Genomic DNA, 16877 nt, shown 5'->3' with positions numbered 1-16877 from the left:
TCGCTGTTCAGGTTGAACCGGAAATTTTACCACAGGCGTCATTTTCGGCACGCCTGCGGAGCAACAACATGCCGGGCCGACGGCCCACACGACCTGCGCCCGGTTTTTTCATACGGCTTAAGCCCCCTGGTCGGTCGAAAAAGACCAACATGGTGCTGGAGGATTATTTTCGGCATTATTGCCGGTCATTTTGCTCGCCAGACGACAAGGCTCAACTCATGCAATGCTCTCGGCTCACCCAGGTCGACTTCGATCAGCTGACACTTGGCGCCCAGATACTGGAGGCAGACAGCCATGGCGCCAAAGTCTACCTGCTTGAGGATGGTAACTTCCTCAAGGTTTTTCGGCGCAAGCGTCTGATTTCATCTGCGCTGCTGCGCCCCTACTCCCAGCGCTTTGTGGACAACGCTGCGCGCCTTGCACAGCTGGGCATCCCTACACTCGAGGTCATCAGCCAGCACAAGCTGGACCTGCCGGGCAGAACCGCAGTGCTGTACAGGCCGTTGCCGGGGCGCACGCTGCTGCAGATGTCGCGGGACGAAGGCTTCAGCTGGGACATCTACCTGCCCCGCCTGATCACCCTGATCCGCCAGTTGCACCGTAACGGCGTGTACTTCCGCTCCCTGCACCTGGGCAATGTGGTGGTCACGCCCGACCAGCACCTGGGCCTGATCGACGTTGCCGACATGCGCTTTTTGCGCCCACCACTGTCTGCCCGTATGGTTCGACGCAACGTGCAACACATGGTGAGTTACATCGCACGGGAGAAACTGGGCGACCGCTTCCCCCTCGCCGATTTCCAAGCGGCCCTGCTGGCACGCTGAACCTCAGCCCCAGCGCCTGGCAGGGCGTTACAAACCCCGGCCAGGTGCTGCGCCGAGCGCGGTATCAGTGCACGAAGATGGATATACCCATGCCTGCCAAGGCGCCGATCACCAGGGTCAGTGCCAGCTTGATCCGGTCGCGATTACGCCGTTTGGCCTTGCGGTGAACTTCTTCAGGCACAGTGACGTGGCTGCCAAAGCCCGTGTGCAGGACGGCGTCTCCCTCCAGGGTGACCGCTGTCAGGTTCAATTGCGCGTAACGCCGCGACAGCGCCTTCTCGCCCGCATAGCCGGCAAAGGGCGCACAGCGCTGATAATCGCTCAGCCGACGCAACCCCGGATTCAGGGAAAAGGCCTGCCACTCGGCTTTCTCGGAGTGCAGTGGATAGCAGGGCACCCCAGCGATGACCTGCCGGTCCCCCAGATGGATATAGGGGCTGTGGATCGACAGGTCATGGGCATGGCTGCGCAACCAGACTTGCAGCACCTGGGGGCTGGCCTCAAGGATCGCCCTGGAGTCTTCGACGAAGGCCTGGCGGTAGAAGCGCCAGTCGTCCTCGCAATGAAAGATGTAAGGCGTCTTGACATGGCTGTAGGCCAGGTCGATCGAGGCCAACTGCCCAAGCTTGGGGCGGTTGACGAATACCGTGCAGTGGGGCTTCCAGTGCTCGGGTACGGCACCGTGAACAGCGTCGTCACCGGAGTCCTCGGTAATGAAGACCTCGCGAATGGGCGCTGTGTTGTAGCGATCGAAGCTCTCAAGGGTTTCCTTGAGCAGATCGAACCGACCGCAGCTGGTCACGACAAGCGTGACATCACTATCATTTGAAAAGCGCACCGGACTCCCTCCGCGTTGCGACAACAGACTTTACGCAGCCACTCCCTGGTCACGAAAGCTCTTTTAGTTAAATGCCCAGCGTCAACCGCAGCCTCTGCCAGACGGACAAGGGCGGGTGCGGCCTGAGTGCCGGGCGCATATGGTCGACGATGCTACGGCCAACTTCAGCGAAACTGAAGCGGGAAACCGCCAGATGCCGACCATTTTCTGCAATTTGCCGGGCCAGGCCCGGATCGGCGCGCAGGGTACGCAGCTTCGCCTGGAGCGTCGGGATGCTGTCGTACAACACCATGTTGTGCATATCCTGCAGGCCCAAGGCGCTATTTTCTTCAGCCCCCTGGTCGAACGCCAGCAACACGCAGCCGCAGGCCATGGCCTCGAAATTCTTGATCATGTACTCGCCCATGCCCACATCGGCACTGACAAAGAAGCGGATCCGGTTGAGCGTGTTGCAATAGTCTTCGCCAGATTTGGTGCGGGTCACCACCAGGTTTTCCACCCGCCCCAATTCATCCAGCAACGCCTTGCGCCCGCTGTAGGCAACACTGTTGGTACTGCCAACGAACGCCAGTTCGATATCGCGCTCAAGCCCTTGGTCCGTGAGCAGGCGCTCGTCATACCCCTTGGGCACGAACACCGCATCGAACCCTTCCTGACGCAAGCGCTCGCTGACCATGTAGCCGGAACTGATCACCCGTGCCCACGGCAGCTTGCGGTAATGCGCGCTGAACTTGCCGGTGTACTTGCAGGGGATGTAGTTCTGGTAGGCATCATGCTCGAGGATCACCAGGTTCGGCACGGTACGGATGAACGCGGCCTGACGTATTTCCTGCTTGAAGCGCAGGAAGAACACGATGCGGTCGTAGCGCTCGACCTGCACTTCGCGCTTGAAATAACGGCGCAGGTTGCGCTGGTCATCGCTGGTCAACCAGCGCAGGTCGCACTCACAGTTGGCCGCGACGCCGTCGTACAGGCGATCGAGGATGGCCCGCTGTTCTTTCTGCACCAGAAATAAGACTTTCATTGCTTTCCTTGGGCGCTCTGCGCCTTCGCGGTCAACCATGGGCATTGTCTACAGCTCACGGCGCCAGAACAGTTCATGCCGGCGCACGGCCTTGCGGAAGAACTCATTCTCACCGTAAGGCGATGGCCGGCGCCCGGCCAGCCAGCGCTGCAACAGCCGACGCAAGCGGCGCTTGAACGGCGCGGCAGGCTGCAGGTCATGCATCATGCCCAGGGCCATCGCCTTGTCGCGCTGCGTTGGCAGGTCCAGCACCAGGCTGCACGGTGCCCACGGCTGGCCGGCACTCAGTTGCGGTGGCAAGGCCACGCCATCGCCGCTATCGCCCATGGGCCAGCGGTCGTTGTCGTGCAGATGGTTGGCATAGCACAGCAGCGTCTGCGGCTGCCACGCCAAGCCCTCAAGGGCCTGCATGACGGCCACATGGGCGCAGATGTGATCAGGGTGCGGGTCCAGCTGCGGGTGCGGCAGGACCAGCACTTCAGGCCGGGCCATCTCCAGCAGCGCACGCACGTCAGCCAGCAGGTTGTGCCAGGTGGGCGCGCCATCGCTGTCAGCCGGCAACGACGACGGGTTGAAGCGACGGAACGGGCGGATATCGGCCATCTCGGCTTCACGGGAAACAGCCGGCACATCGGGCGCTGCCTGCATGGCCGGCAGTTGCAGGCAGAAGTAGCCTAATTGCACGCAACGCGCCTCTGGCACCCCGGCCCAGCGCGGCACGGCAATACTGTCCCAGGCGCGCAGGCGGCCCTTGAGCCGTGCTGCCTCGGCCTTGCCCATGCCCATCTGCTGGTAGTGTTCTGCTTCGATTTCGCCAGCGGTCAAGGTCACCACCCAGGCTTCGTCGGCCTGGCTGTAAAGGCCATAGGCCGCCAGCTCGGCATCATCGGCATGGGGTGCGATCACCATCAGGCGACGGCGCTGCATGTCGACGCCGGGGGTTATCCACAGGCGCGGTTGGCCCTGCAGGCGACAGTGACGGCCGCGCACGCGCAGCGTACCCGCCTGCAGCGGTGCAGCCAGCCCGGTCAGGTTCAGGAAGCGAACGCCGTCGACACCACGCTCGAACGTCTGGCGGTCAGCGCGCTCATCGCCCAGCAGCTCGACACAGGGGTCGAGAAAACGCCCCAGCCAGCTGCTTTTTACCCGCACTTCGACGATCAGCGTTTCATTACCCTGCAGCGCCGTATCGACCTTGAGCACGCCGTCACGCAAGGTGACAGGCGCTTCGCGGGTCTGCTCGCCGAAGTCGTAGGCGTAGTCTTCGTTCGGGGCATAGAAAAGATGATCGGCGAACCAGGCTTCGTGGCCCGCCCAGAGCAGTGGCAGCAGCAACACCGGCAGCCACCACCAGGTGAATGTGCCCAGGGCAACCAGCACCGCCAGGCCAGCCAGCAGCCCCAGGCGCTTGTTGCGCCGATGGCGCTTGAGCAACTGCTGTTTGCGGCTCACGCCTGGAACACCGGCACAGGGTTGCACCAACGGTCTTTGTACTCGCGGTCGGCACGGCCGAACGAGAAGCGCAGAGGCTTGTTGCGTGCGCGAGCCTCTTCCCAGGCAGCCTGGGTGTTGAGGAAGCTCAGTACGCTGCCAGGGCTGAAGGCCTTGGTCTCGGGGTCGACGCCGCCATTGACGTACTCGACACTGATCCACTGCGGCGCTTCCACCCGGTAGACCAGCTGGATGGCGATGGGCTTGTCGTCGAGCAACAGCACCGAGCCGATCAGCAGCTCACGCAGACGCTCGAGCACATCGGCCATACGCTCGGCACCGGTGGCCGGGAACCCCCAGCGGCGCTGGAACAGGTCGCAGTACATGGCGGCGATCTGCTGAGCACTGAAATCGGCAATCGGGCGCACCACACCACCCGCCTCTTCCAGCAGGCGCAACTCGCGGCGCTGGTTGTAGCGGAATTTCTTCGACAGGTCTTCATGGGCGCGGGCCATCGCCAACTGCTCTTTCTGAGCCTTCAGGCCACTGAAGCGCCCCTGGTTCAGCTCGGACAGGTAGCGCGCGGTATGGCGCAAGGGTGCGGCGGCGTCGCCCGCGGCTGGCAGAATGATCTCGGCATTGCCCAGGTCGAACAGGCCTTTCTTGCCGGCACGCTTGAGCACGTCCTTGGACAGCGCCAAATGACGCCCCCAAGTGGCAATGCCAGCCTTCAGCTCGCCTGCCTGATGCCAACCCAGGTAACGCACGGGGATCTGCGCCAGGTCCGCCAATCGTTCGATCACCAGCGGGTGCGTGGCAACGCTACCACCGAACCGCTCCCACGCCTCGGCGTAGGCGGCGGCGTCGATGACCTGCCAACCACGCTCACGCACAGCCTGAATATGATTGAGCATCACTTGCGCACCGCCAGCGCACTGACTTGCGGCAGCTGCCAGAAGGTTTCACGCACGGCCTGATCGGAGAAACGCTCGTGCAGGCGCTGCAGCATGTGCGAGGCGCATGCTTCGCGCTGCTGCTCATCCAGCAACGCCATGTGCTTCAAGCCCTGGGCCAGCTGCGAGGCATCGCCGAGGGGGAACAACACACCCACGCCTTCGACCACTTCACGAGCCCCGCCGCAGGCCGTTGCCAGCACCGGTACGCCGGCCACCATGGCTTCGAGCAGGACCATCCCGAACGGCTCATGATCGGAGCTCAGCGCGAACACGTCGAACGCCTGGAAGTAGCGGCGCGCATCCGCGACCTGGCCGAGGAAGTCGACCTGCCCGGCAATGCCCAACTCGCCAGCCAACGCCTTGAGCTTGCCTTCCAGCCGCCCCGTGCCGAGGATCGCCAGACGAGCGCCGGCCGGCAGCCATGGCAGGGCTTGGGCAAAACCGCGCAGCAAGGTCGCCTGGTCCTTGTCCGGGTGCAGGCGCCCGACATTGCCGACGACCCACGCCTGCGCATCCAGGCCAAGGGCCTGACGCGCTTGCGCGCGCGGTACCAGCGAGGCCTGCAGGGCCTCGATGTCGATACGGTTGTACAGCGTCTGGATCCGCTCGGCCGGCCACCCAGGCAGGCAGCGGCGCATGTCGTCGCGCACCGCGTCCGACACGCCAAGCAGGCTCAGCCGCTTGCTGAACAGGTTGGCGAACAGGCGCCGCCCCTTGCGTTCATAGTCGCCGAACGCATGGTGCACCCCGATCACCGGCAGGCCGGTCGCCAACAAAGCCACGTAGATCGGCTTGAAGCGGTGGGCGATGCAGAAGCTGAAATTGCGCTCGGCCGCGATACGGCGCAGGGCGCGTATGGCGCCGAGCTTCAGGCCGCGAACGGCCTTGGAGCTGAATTGCAGGAACAGCACTTCGTCCGACGCGCAGCCAGCCGCAACCTGCGGGTCGGCGGCGCCGGTGAGAAATACCGTGGTGACCTTGTAGCCACTGCCTTGGAACAGGCTGGCGTACTGACGGGCACAGTCCAGGAACGGCCCGTCATAACCATGGCAGAACTGCAGGATGCGCGGCTCAGAGCGGCTGGTCATACGCGGCGGCGCCGTCCTTCACAACAAGAATGTCTTCCATGATCAGGTACTGCAGGTCCGAGCCGAAGAACATGTTCAGCGCATCGGTCGGCGAGCAGATCATCGGCTCGCCGCGGCGGTTGAGCGACGTGTTCAGCGACACGCCATTGCCGGTCAGGTCTTCCAGCGCCTTCATCATGTCGTAGTAACGCGGGTTGTACTCACGCTTGAGCACCTGGGCGCGCGAAGTGCCGTCCTCGTGCACCACTTCCGGCACGCGGGTCTTCCACTCTTCAGCCACTTCGAAGGTGAAGGTCATGAACGGCGCCGGGTGATCGATCTTGATCATTTGCGGGGCGACGGTGTCGAGCATCGACGGGCAGAACGGCCTCCAGCGTTCGCGGAACTTGATCTGGTGGTTGATACGGTCAGCCACCCCTTCGACGCTCGGGCAGCCGATGATCGAACGGCCACCCAACGCACGCGGGCCGAATTCCATGCGGCCCTGGAACCAGGCCACCGGGTTGCCGTCGACCATGATCCTGGCGATCTGCTGAGGCATGTCGTCGAGCTTGCGCCATTTCGGCTGGTTCGGGTGACGGGCACAGGCGGCGATCACGTCTTCGTTGGAGTACGAAGGGCCGAGGTAGACGTGCTCCATCTTCTCGACCGGTACGCCACGGGCGTGGGACACATAGGCGGCAGCACCGACCGCAGTACCGGCGTCACCGGAAGCCGGCTGGACGAACAGCTCTTTGACGTCCGGGCGGGCGATGATCTTCTGGTTGAGCTTGACGTTCAGCGCGCAGCCGCCGGCAAAGGCCAGCTTGCCGGTTTCACGCAGGGTGTCGCCCAGGTAGTGATCGATCATCTGCAGGGCCAGCTTCTCGAACAACGCCTGCATGCTCGCTGCGTAATGGATATAGGGCTCGTCGGCAATGTCGCCTTCGCGCTTGGGGCCCAGCCATTCGATCAGTTTCGGCGAGAAGTAGAAGCCCTTGCCCTTCTCTTTATAGCGGCGCAGGCCGATGACGTTGGCGTACTCGGTGTTGATCACCAATTCGCCGTTCTCGAAGCTGGCCAGGCGGGAGAAATCGTATTTGCTCGCATCGCCATAGGGCGCCATGCCCATGACCTTGAACTCGCCATCGAGCATTTCGAAGCCGAGGAACTCGGTGATCGCACCGTACAGGCCGCCCAGCGAATCCGGGTCGAAGAACTCTTTGATTTTGTGGATCTTGCCGTTTTCGCCATAGCCGAAGAACGTGGTGGCGTACTCACCCTTGCCGTCGATACCGAGGATCGCCGTCTTTTCCTTGAAGCCCGAGCAGTGATAGGCACTGGAGGCATGCGCCAGGTGGTGTTCGACCGGCTCGATCTTGACTTTTTTCGGGTCGAAGCCCAGTTGCTCCAGGCACCAGACGATCTTCTTGCGGTAGCGCTTGTAGCGACGGTTGCCCATCAGAATCGCGTCCAGGGCCCGGTCCGGTGCGTACCAGTAGCGCTTGGCATAGTGCCAGCGAGCCTTGCCGAACAGGCTGATCGGGGCGAACGGGATAGCGACCACGTCGACATCGGACGGCTTGATGCCAGCCTGTTCCAGACAGAACTTCGCCGACTCGTAAGGCATGCGGTTCTTCGCATGCTTGTCACGCACGAAGCGCTCTTCTTCGGCGGCGGCAATCAGTTTGCCGTCGATGTACAGGGCCGCGGAAGGGTCATGGCTAAGGGCGCCGGACAGGCCAAGAATCGTCAATGCCAAGGGATCAGCCTCTTCATTCGGTAGAGATGCGCCAGCGGCCTCAGGGGCGGGTGACGGCTAAAAGGCGGGATTATAACGCAAACACTTGCAACTGGCCCTATCGCCGGCAAGGCGGCTCCGACAGGCGCGGCGCGGCGTTAAGCGCGTGCCGCGCCGGCGACAGGGGCTGACTGGGCAACCGCTCTATTCAGCGATCAACCAGTCCATGCGGTAGCTGCCGGCAGTCTGCGCCAGCTCTCTGGCCAGCCAGGGCAGCAGCGCCTTGAGTTCGTCTTCCAGCCCCCATGGCGGGTTGGCAATGGCCAGGCCCGAACCATTGAGGCCCTGTGGGCTGTCCTGGTGGTGAACATACAGCTCGACCCGCAGCAGCTTGGGCGCGCCAGTGCTGGTCAGGTCCTGATAGAACCGTGTGAGCGAGCGCTGGTCCTTGATCGGGTACCAGATGGCCGCGACGGTCTGGCGCATGCGGCCGATCGCCTCTTTCAGCGACGTGGTGCAGCGCTTGAGCTCATCGGCTTGCTCGAACGGCGGATCGATCAGCATGATCGCGCGTTTTTCCGCCACTGGCAGCAATGCCCGCGGCACGTGCCAGCCCTCGCCCAGGTGCACCACCACGCGCGGGTCTTTCTTCATGTTCTCTTTGAGCAGCGGCCCGTCTTCAGGGTGCTTTTCGTTGAGCAGGGCGCGGTCCTGCTGGCGCATCAGCCGGCGGGCAAGCTCCGGTGAACCGGGGTAGTAGCGCAGCTCGCCATCGCTGTTCAGGCGTTTGATGACGCGAAGGTAATCGGCGGCGATGGCCGGCAGATCATCGCGATTCCATAAGCGCGCGACCCCTTCCAGGTACTCACCGGTACGGGTGGCCTGGTCGCCTTGCAGGTCATAGAGACCCAGGCCGGCGTGGGTGTCGATATAGGCGAACGGCTGTTCTTTGCGCGACATCAGGGCGATGAGGCGGGTCAGCACGATGTGCTTGAGGACGTCGGCATGGTTGCCGGCGTGGAAGGCGTGACGATAGTTCATGGCAACTCCTGCGCGGGCAGCAAGTTTACCTTGCCTTGCCGGCGGAGTCAGGCCTGGCTGCCGCTCGACAGCGCCCCGACCGCCAGTTACCGGCGATCAGGGCACCTCGACCCGACAGGTGTCAGGTATTACTTTTCAGCGTGATACGCAGCATCAGCGGTTTCAAAGCGCGAAACCATGCTGTTCGTCGGGCTGCCGAGCTTGCTCACCACGACGATGGCGATGCTGGCGAACAGGAAGCCTGGGATGATTTCGTACAACCCGATGGTGTCGAACTGCTTCCACAGGATCACGGTCAGCGCACCGACCACGATACCGGCCAGCGCACCGTTACGGGTCATGCCTTTCCACAGTACCGAGATCAGCACGACCGGACCGAAGGCAGCACCAAAGCCGGCCCAGGCATAGGCCACCAGACCCAGCACGCGGTTCTCTGGGTTGGCAGCCATGGCGATGGCGATCAGCGCCACGGCCAGTACCATCAGGCGCCCCACCCAGACCAGCTCACGCTGCGAGGCGCTCTTGCGCAGGAAGGCTTTGTAGAAGTCCTCGGTCAAAGCACTGGAGCACACCAGCAACTGGCAGCTCAAGGTGCTCATGACCGCAGCCAGGATGGCCGACAGCAGCACACCGGCCACCCATGGATTGAACAGGATCTTCGCCAGCTCGATGAACACACGCTCGCGGTTCTCGGTGACCGGGCCGGCCAGGTCAGGGTTGGCCGAGAAATAGGCGATACCGAAGAAGCCCACGGCGCAGGTACCGGCCAGGCACAGGATCATCCAGGTCATGGAAATGCGGCGCGCCTTGGCGATGGATTTCACCGAGTCGGCGGCCATGAAGCGCGCCAGGATGTGCGGCTGACCGAAGTAGCCCAGGCCCCAGCCCATCAGCGAAATGATGCCGATGAAGGTCGCACCCTTGAGCATGTCGAAGTTCGCCGGGTTCTGCGCTTCGATTGCCAGGATGGTCGTGTCGAATCCGCCGGTGGAGATCAGCACGATGATCGGGGTCAGGATCAGCGCGAAGATCATCAGCGTAGCCTGCACGGTGTCTGTCCAGCTAACCGCCAGGAAGCCACCGATGAAGGTGTAGGCGATGGTCGCCGCAGCGCCGGCCCACAGCGCAGTCTCGTAGGACATGCCGAAAGTGCTTTCGAACAGGCGGGCGCCAGCGACGATACCGGAGGCGCAATAGATGGTGAAGAACACCAGGATGACGATGGCGGAAATGATCCGCAGCAGGCCACTGCTGTCTTCGAAGCGGCTGGAGAAGTAGTCCGGCAGGGTCAGCGCATCGCCATTGTGCTCGGTCTGCACCCGCAGACGGCCAGCGACGAACAACCAGTTGAGGTAAGCGCCGACGGTCAGGCCGATGGCGATCCAGGCCTCGGACAGGCCTGAGAAGTAGATGGCGCCCGGCAGGCCCATCAACAGCCAGCCGCTCATGTCGGAAGCACCAGCGGAAAGCGCGGTGACCACGCTACCCAGGCTGCGACCGCCCAGAATGTAGTCGGAAAGGTTGTTGGTGGAGCGATAGGCGGCGAAGCCGATCAGTACCATTACCGCGATATAGATCACGAAAGTGATCGTTAGTGGATTGCCCATGCTTGTGCCCTGGCGTTTGTTTTTATGTCATGTACAACCGAATCGGGACGGTTGCACCCAGGCGGCGAATCCTATGCAACAACGTTAATGGGGTGCAACCACTTTTCATCGGCCAGTTGCACCTTCTCGTGCATTTTCAGGTCATGCCGCTTTTTTGCTCCTTTCTGGAGCAAAACCTGCTTTTTTCAGAACAAAATGCATCAGAAAGAGGCAGCTTTAGCGCGTAGGATTATTCATCAGACGAGTTGCACCTCTTCGGCCAAAAAATAGGGTTGCACCTGGTTGCACCTGAAATGTCCTACGGCTACTCTTGGCGTTAGCTTAGGCCACAACCGTGGCAATAACGAGGATAAGAAATGGCGACGACCACCCTTGGGGTCAAACTCGATGACCCTACCCGTGAACGACTCAAGGCAGCTGCGCAGTCTATCGACCGCACGCCGCACTGGTTGATCAAGCAAGCGATCTTCAACTACCTGGAGAAGCTGGAGGGTGGCGCCACCCTGACCGAACTCAACGGTCAGGCCAACAACCCGGCCGATGATGCCGGTGAAGTACAGCCCGACCACGCGCACCAGTGTTTCCTGGAGTTCGCTGAGAGCATCCTGCCACAGTCGGTGCTGCGCTCGGCCATTACAGCCGCCTACCGCCGCCCCGAGCAGGAAGTGGTGCCGATGTTGCTGGAACAGGCGCGCCTGAGCGCGCCACTGGCCGAGGCGACCAACAAGATGGCCGCCGGGATCGCCGAGAAGCTGCGCAACCAGAAGAGCGCTGGCGGCCGCGCCGGCATCGTCCAGGGCCTGCTGCAGGAATTCTCCCTGTCGTCCCAGGAAGGCGTGGCGCTGATGTGCCTGGCCGAAGCCCTGCTGCGCATCCCCGACAAAGGCACCCGTGACGCGCTGATCCGCGACAAGATCAGCAGTGGCAACTGGCATCCGCACCTGGGTAACAGCCCGTCGCTGTTCGTCAACGCGGCCACCTGGGGCTTGCTGCTCACCGGCAAGCTGGTCTCCACCCACAACGAAGCCGGCCTCACCACCTCGCTCACCCGCATCATCGGCAAGAGCGGCGAACCGATGATCCGCAAGGGCGTCGACATGGCCATGCGCCTGATGGGCGAACAGTTCGTCACCGGCGAGACCATCGCCGAAGCGCTGGCCAACGCCAGCCGCTTCGAATCCAAAGGCTTCCGCTACTCCTACGACATGCTCGGCGAAGCCGCGCTGACCGAGCACGACGCGCAGAAATACCTGGCGTCTTACGAGCAGGCGATCCACTCGATCGGCAAGGCCTCCCACGGCCGTGGCATCTATGAAGGCCCTGGCATCTCGATCAAGCTCTCGGCACTGCACCCACGCTACAGCCGCGCTCAATACGAGCGGGTGATGGAAGAGTTGTACCCGCGCCTGCTGTCGCTGACCCTGCTGGCCAAGCAATATGACATCGGCCTGAACATCGACGCTGAAGAGGCCGACCGCCTGGAGCTGTCGCTCGACCTGCTCGAGCGCCTGTGCTTCGAGCCATCGCTGGCCGGCTGGAACGGCATCGGCTTCGTCATCCAGGCCTACCAGAAGCGCTGCCCGTATGTGATCGACTATGTCATCGACCTGGCCAAACGCAGCCGCCACCGTCTGATGATCCGCCTGGTGAAAGGCGCCTACTGGGACAGCGAAATCAAGCGCGCCCAGGTCGAGGGCCTGGAAGGCTATCCGGTCTACACCCGCAAGGTGTACACCGACGTTTCCTACGTCGCTTGCGCCCGCAAGCTGCTGTCAGTACCGGAAGCCATCTACCCGCAGTTCGCCACCCACAACGCCCATACCTTGTCGGCCATCTACCACATCGCCGGCCAGAACTATTACCCGGGGCAGTACGAGTTCCAATGCCTGCACGGCATGGGCGAACCGCTGTACGAGCAGGTTGTCGGTAAAGTCTCGGAAGGCAAGCTGAACCGCCCGTGCCGCGTTTACGCGCCGGTCGGCACCCACGAAACCCTGCTCGCCTACCTGGTGCGCCGCCTGCTGGAAAACGGCGCGAACACCTCGTTCGTCAACCGCATTGCCGACCACTCGATCTCCATCCAGGAACTGGTCGCCGACCCGGTCGCCAGCATCGAGCGCATGGCCACCCAGGAAGGCAGCATCGGTCTGCCGCACCCGCGCATCCCGTTGCCGCGTGACCTTTATGGCAGTGAGCGGGCCAACTCGGCCGGTATCGACATGGCCAACGAACACCGCCTGGCGTCGCTGTCCTGCGCCATGCTGGCCACGGCACACAATGACTGGAAAGCCACCCCATTGCTCGCCTGCGCCGCCAGCGAAGGCGCGGCCACCGCGGTACTGAACCCGGCGGACCATCGCGATGTGGTCGGCCACGTCCAGGAAGCCACCGTTGCCGACGTCGACAACGCCATCCAGTGCGCGCTCAATGCGGCACCGATCTGGCAGGCCACGCCGCCCGCCGAGCGAGCAGCGATTCTGGAGCGCACCGCTGACCTGATGGAAGCCGAGATCCAGCCGCTGATGGGCCTGCTCATCCGCGAGGCCGGCAAGACCTTCGCCAACGCCATCGCCGAAGTGCGCGAGGCCGTCGACTTCCTGCGCTACTACGCCGTGCAGGCGCGCAACGATTTCAGCAACGACGCCCACCGTCCGCTGGGCCCGGTGGTGTGCATCAGCCCATGGAACTTCCCGCTGGCCATCTTCACCGGCCAGGTCGCCGCAGCCTTGGCTGCCGGTAACCCAGTACTGGCCAAACCAGCGGAGCAGACGCCACTGATCGCGGCCCAGGCGGTGCGCCTGCTGCTCGAAGCCGGCATTCCGGAAGGCGTGCTGCAACTGCTGCCAGGGCGCGGCGAAACCGTGGGTGCCGGCCTGGTCGGCGACGAACGCGTCAAGGGCGTGATGTTCACCGGGTCCACCGAAGTGGCGCGCCTGCTGCAGCGCAACGTGGCCGGCCGCCTGGACAACCAGGGCCGCCCGATCCCGCTGATCGCCGAAACCGGTGGCCAGAACGCGATGATCGTCGACTCCTCGGCATTGACCGAGCAAGTGGTGATCGACGTGGTGTCCTCGGCCTTCGACAGTGCCGGCCAGCGCTGCTCGGCCCTGCGCGTGCTGTGCCTGCAGGAAGACTCGGCTGACCGCGTGATCGAGATGCTCAAAGGTGCCATGGCCGAAAGCCGCCTGGGCAACCCGGACCGCCTGGCGGTAGACATTGGCCCGGTGATCGATGCCGAAGCCAAGGCCGGTATCGAGAAACACATCCAGGGCATGCGCGAAAAAGGCCGCCCGGTTTATCAGGTGGCGATCGCAGAGGCTGCTGAAACCAAGCGTGGCACCTTCGTGATGCCGACCCTGATCGAGCTGGAGAGCTTCGATGAGCTCAAGCGCGAGATCTTCGGCCCAGTACTGCACGTGGTGCGTTACAACCGCCGCAACCTCGACCAGTTGATCGAGCAGATCAACAACTCCGGCTACGGCCTGACCCTCGGCGTGCATACCCGCATCGACGAGACCATCGCCAAGGTGGTGGAGAACGCCAACGCCGGCAACATGTACGTCAACCGCAACATCGTGGGTGCGGTGGTGGGCGTGCAGCCGTTCGGTGGTGAAGGCCTGTCCGGTACCGGCCCGAAAGCGGGTGGCCCTCTGTACCTGTACCGCCTGCTGTCGACCCGCCCGACCGACGCCATCGGCCGGCACTTCCAGCAACAGGACGGCGAAGGCAAACCGGACCGCACCCTGCACGAACAGCTGATCAAGCCGCTGCACAGCCTCAAAGCCTGGGCCCAGAATAACCAGCAAGCGGAGCTGGCCACGCTGTGCGACCAGTTCGCCAGCCAGTCGCAGAGCGGCATCGCCCGCCTGCTGCCAGGCCCGACCGGCGAGCGCAACACCTACACCATCCTGCCGCGAGAGCACGTGCTGTGCCTGGCAGACAACGAAGCCGACCTGCTGGCACAGTTCGCTGCAGTCCTGGCGGTGGGCAGCTCGGCGGTATGGGTGGATGGCGAGCCAGGCAAAGCCCTGCGCGGTCGCCTGCCAAAAGAGCTGCAGGCCAAGGTCAAGCTGGTGGCGGACTGGAACAAGGATGAGGTGGCGTTCGACGCGGTGATCCATCACGGCGACTCCGACCAACTGCGTGGCGTGTGCCAGCAAGTGGCCAAGCGCGCCGGTGCGATCGTCGGCGTGCACGGCTTGTCCAGCGGCGACCATCAGATTGCCTTGGAGCGGCTGGTGATCGAGCGGGCGGTGAGTGTGAATACCGCTGCAGCGGGGGGTAATGCCAGCTTGATGACCATTGGCTGAACAGGCTGAGGTAACGAAAAGGAGAGCTTCGGCTCTCCTTTTTTTGCCTGTCTCGAAACAGAGGAATGTGGTGGGAAAATTCTCTCAGCGTATAACGTTGAAATGCTCCACACCCACGCCAAACACGCGTCCCATTCCTCGTTTTGAACCCATATCACCCAAACTTATCAATCTCCCCCCTCACCGGCCGATTCCCTACACTCGCAGCATCCCGCCTCAGGACCGCCACCATGCCCGAGACCCTGCTCAGCCCCCGCAACCTCGCCTTCGAACTCTTTGAGGTGCTCGACGCAGAAGCCCTGACCCAGCGCCCGCGCTTCGCCGAGCACAGCCGCGAAACGTTCGACGCCGCGCTGACCACCGCGCGCACCATCGCCGAAAAGTACTTCGCCCCGCACAACCGCAAGGCCGATGAAAACGAGCCGCGCTATGTGGATGGCCGCGCCGAACTGATCCCCGAGGTGAAACCGGCGGTCGATGCCTTTCTCGAAGCAGGCTTCCTCAATGCCAACCGCGACTTCGAAGTCGGCGGCATGCAGTTGCCCAGCCTGGTCTCGCAAGCCTGCTTTGCCCACTTCCAGGCCGCCAACGCCGGCACCACGGCCTACCCGTTCCTGACCATGGGCGCGGCCAACCTGATCGAAAGCTTCGGCAGCGATGAGCAGAAACGTCTGTTCCTGCAGCCGATGATCGAGGGGCGCTACTTCGGCACCATGGCGCTGACCGAACCCCACGCCGGCTCGTCGCTGGCCGATATCCGCACCCGTGCCGAAGCTGTCGGCGATGGCAGCTACCGAATCAAAGGCAACAAGATCTTCATTTCCGGCGGCGACCACGAACTGTCGGAAAACATCGTGCACATGGTCCTGGCCAAGCTGCCCGATGCACCAGCCGGGGTGAAAGGCATTTCGCTGTTCATCGTCCCGAAATTCCTGGTCAATCTGGACGGCAGCCGTGGCGAACGCAACGACGTGCTGCTGGCCGGGTTGTTCCACAAGATGGGCTGGCGCGGCACCACGTCCACCGCGCTGAACTTCGGCGATAACGGGCAGTGTGTCGGCTATCTGGTGGGCCAGCCGCACCAGGGCCTGGCCTGCATGTTCCAGATGATGAACGAGGCACGTATCGGTGTCGGTATGGGCGCGGTCATGCTCGGTTACGCCGGCTACCTGTACGCGTTGGAATACGCGCGCCAACGGCCCCAGGGGCGGTTGCCGGACAACAAGGATCCTCGAAGCGCTGCGGTTCCAATCATCAGCCACACCGACGTCAAACGCATGCTGCTGGCGCAGAAGGCTTACGTGGAAGGTGCCTTCGACCTGGGCCTGTACGCCGCGCGGCTGTTCGACGACACCCACACCGCCAGCGACGAAAACGGCCGCGCTCAAGCCCAGCAACTGCTCGACCTGCTGACCCCGATCGTCAAGTCCTGGCCATCGACCTTCTGCCTCAAGGCCAACGAACTGGCGATTCAGATCCTCGGCGGCCACGGCTACACCCGCGAATACCCGGTGGAGCAGTACTACCGCGACAATCGCCTGAACCCGATCCACGAAGGCACCGAGGGCATCCAGTCGCTAGACCTGCTCGGGCGCAAGCTGGCGCAAAACAATGGCGCCGGCCTCAAGCAGCTGATTCGGTTGATCGCCAGCACCGCGGAGCGCGCCAGCCACCACCCCAATCTTGATACCTTGCGCCAACCCCTCGAGCAACTGGTCAGTCGCCTGCAAGCCGTGACCCTTGCCCTGCTGGGTGATCTTGCCCAAGGCCAGATTGCCGACGCCCTTGCCAACTCGGCGCTGTACCTCAAGGCCTTTGGCCATTGCGTGATCGGCTGGCGCTGGCTGGAGCAAGCGATCCATGCCGAACTTGGCCTGCTCAAGGGCAATGCCGCAGACCGCGACTTCTACCTGGGCAAACTGCAGGCAGCCCGTTATTTCCTGACTTGGGAAGTACCAGGCTGCCATAATGAGCTGGCATTGCTCGAGGCGCGCGACACCACTTGCCTCGGCATGCAGGACGAGTGGTTCTAAGGGGG

General features: G+C 63.1%; 11 protein-coding genes. 3 read left to right on the top strand and 8 right to left on the bottom strand.

The annotated features are described in order from the left end of the window. Positions 1-218: 218 nt before the first annotated feature. The gene (locus ACIPZC_RS03160; RefSeq protein ID WP_241804019.1) at positions 219-824 is read left to right on the top strand and encodes a toluene tolerance protein; all 606 of its coding nucleotides are present in this window, start codon (positions 219-221) and stop codon (positions 822-824) included. Positions 825-888: 64 nt separating this feature from the next. Here ACIPZC_RS03160 and ACIPZC_RS03155 read toward each other — a convergent pair whose 3' ends face one another. From ACIPZC_RS03155 to putP, 8 genes are all read right to left on the bottom strand, one after another. Next, on the bottom strand, positions 889-1662 hold the full coding sequence (locus ACIPZC_RS03155; protein WP_241804020.1) for a glycosyltransferase family 2 protein: 774 nt from the start codon (positions 1660-1662) through the stop codon (positions 889-891). A 67-nt stretch (positions 1663-1729) separates the two neighbouring features. Then, on the bottom strand, positions 1730-2686 hold the full coding sequence (locus ACIPZC_RS03150) for a glycosyltransferase (protein ID WP_400624754.1): 957 nt from the start codon (positions 2684-2686) through the stop codon (positions 1730-1732). A 48-nt stretch (positions 2687-2734) separates the two neighbouring features. Next, positions 2735-4138 (bottom strand): PIG-L deacetylase family protein, encoded by a 1404-nt coding sequence (locus tag ACIPZC_RS03145; protein WP_400624752.1) that lies wholly within the window; start codon positions 4136-4138, stop codon positions 2735-2737. After that, positions 4135-5031, bottom strand: coding sequence for an antimicrobial resistance protein Mig-14 (locus ACIPZC_RS03140; RefSeq protein WP_241804023.1), 897 nt, complete (start codon positions 5029-5031; stop codon positions 4135-4137). Before ACIPZC_RS03140 ends, ACIPZC_RS03145 begins: the two co-directional genes overlap by 4 nt. Next, positions 5031-6161 (bottom strand): glycosyltransferase, encoded by a 1131-nt coding sequence (locus ACIPZC_RS03135; protein WP_400624750.1) that lies wholly within the window; start codon positions 6159-6161, stop codon positions 5031-5033. Before ACIPZC_RS03135 ends, ACIPZC_RS03140 begins: the two co-directional genes overlap by 1 nt. After that, entirely contained in the window at positions 6145-7902 is a 1758-nt protein-coding gene (locus ACIPZC_RS03130; protein ID WP_115273446.1) for a carbamoyltransferase, read from the bottom strand. Before ACIPZC_RS03130 ends, ACIPZC_RS03135 begins: the two co-directional genes overlap by 17 nt. A 183-nt stretch (positions 7903-8085) precedes the next feature. Further along, entirely contained in the window at positions 8086-8922 is an 837-nt protein-coding gene (locus tag ACIPZC_RS03125; protein WP_241804026.1) for a 23S rRNA (adenine(2030)-N(6))-methyltransferase RlmJ, read from the bottom strand. Between the two features lie 128 nt (positions 8923-9050). After that, positions 9051-10529 (bottom strand): sodium/proline symporter PutP, encoded by a 1479-nt coding sequence (putP, locus tag ACIPZC_RS03120; RefSeq protein ID WP_241804027.1) that lies wholly within the window; start codon positions 10527-10529, stop codon positions 9051-9053. 356 nt (positions 10530-10885) lie between these two features. Between putP and putA the strand changes: the two genes are divergently transcribed. Both putA and ACIPZC_RS03110 read left to right on the top strand, forming a co-directional pair. Continuing rightward, a complete protein-coding gene (gene putA / locus ACIPZC_RS03115) occupies positions 10886-14839 on the top strand; it encodes a trifunctional transcriptional regulator/proline dehydrogenase/L-glutamate gamma-semialdehyde dehydrogenase (RefSeq protein WP_241804028.1) in 3954 nt (1317 codons plus the stop codon). A gap of 230 nt (positions 14840-15069) precedes the next feature. Beyond that, positions 15070-16872, top strand: a complete 1803-nt coding sequence (locus ACIPZC_RS03110; RefSeq protein ID WP_400624746.1) for an acyl-CoA dehydrogenase — start codon at positions 15070-15072, stop codon at positions 16870-16872. Positions 16873-16877: the final 5 nt, after the last annotated feature.

Source organism: Pseudomonas sp. NPDC089743 (assembly GCF_044748785.1).
Taxonomy (GTDB): Bacteria; Pseudomonadota; Gammaproteobacteria; order Pseudomonadales; family Pseudomonadaceae; genus Aquipseudomonas; species Aquipseudomonas putida_X.
The sequence above is the reverse complement of the archived record's forward strand: the minus strand, read 5'-3'. Positions and strand labels throughout refer to the sequence as shown.

What these genes read in the sequence shown, in the direction of transcription:
- ACIPZC_RS03160 (WP_241804019.1), top strand. Translation starts at nt 219, where the DNA reads ATGCAATGCTCTCGGCTCACCCAGGTCGACTTCGATCAGCTGACACTT.
- ACIPZC_RS03150 (WP_400624754.1), bottom strand. Translation starts at nt 2,686, where the DNA reads ATGAAAGTCTTATTTCTGGTGCAGAAAGAACAGCGGGCCATCCTCGAT.
- ACIPZC_RS03140 (WP_241804023.1), bottom strand. Translation starts at nt 5,031, where the DNA reads ATGCTCAATCATATTCAGGCTGTGCGTGAGCGTGGTTGGCAGGTCATC.
- ACIPZC_RS03135 (WP_400624750.1), bottom strand. Translation starts at nt 6,161, where the DNA reads ATGACCAGCCGCTCTGAGCCGCGCATCCTGCAGTTCTGCCATGGTTAT.
- ACIPZC_RS03125 (WP_241804026.1), bottom strand. Translation starts at nt 8,922, where the DNA reads ATGAACTATCGTCACGCCTTCCACGCCGGCAACCATGCCGACGTCCTC.
- putP (WP_241804027.1), bottom strand. Translation starts at nt 10,529, where the DNA reads ATGGGCAATCCACTAACGATCACTTTCGTGATCTATATCGCGGTAATG.
- putA (WP_241804028.1), top strand. Translation starts at nt 10,886, where the DNA reads ATGGCGACGACCACCCTTGGGGTCAAACTCGATGACCCTACCCGTGAA.
- ACIPZC_RS03110 (WP_400624746.1), top strand. Translation starts at nt 15,070, where the DNA reads ATGCCCGAGACCCTGCTCAGCCCCCGCAACCTCGCCTTCGAACTCTTT.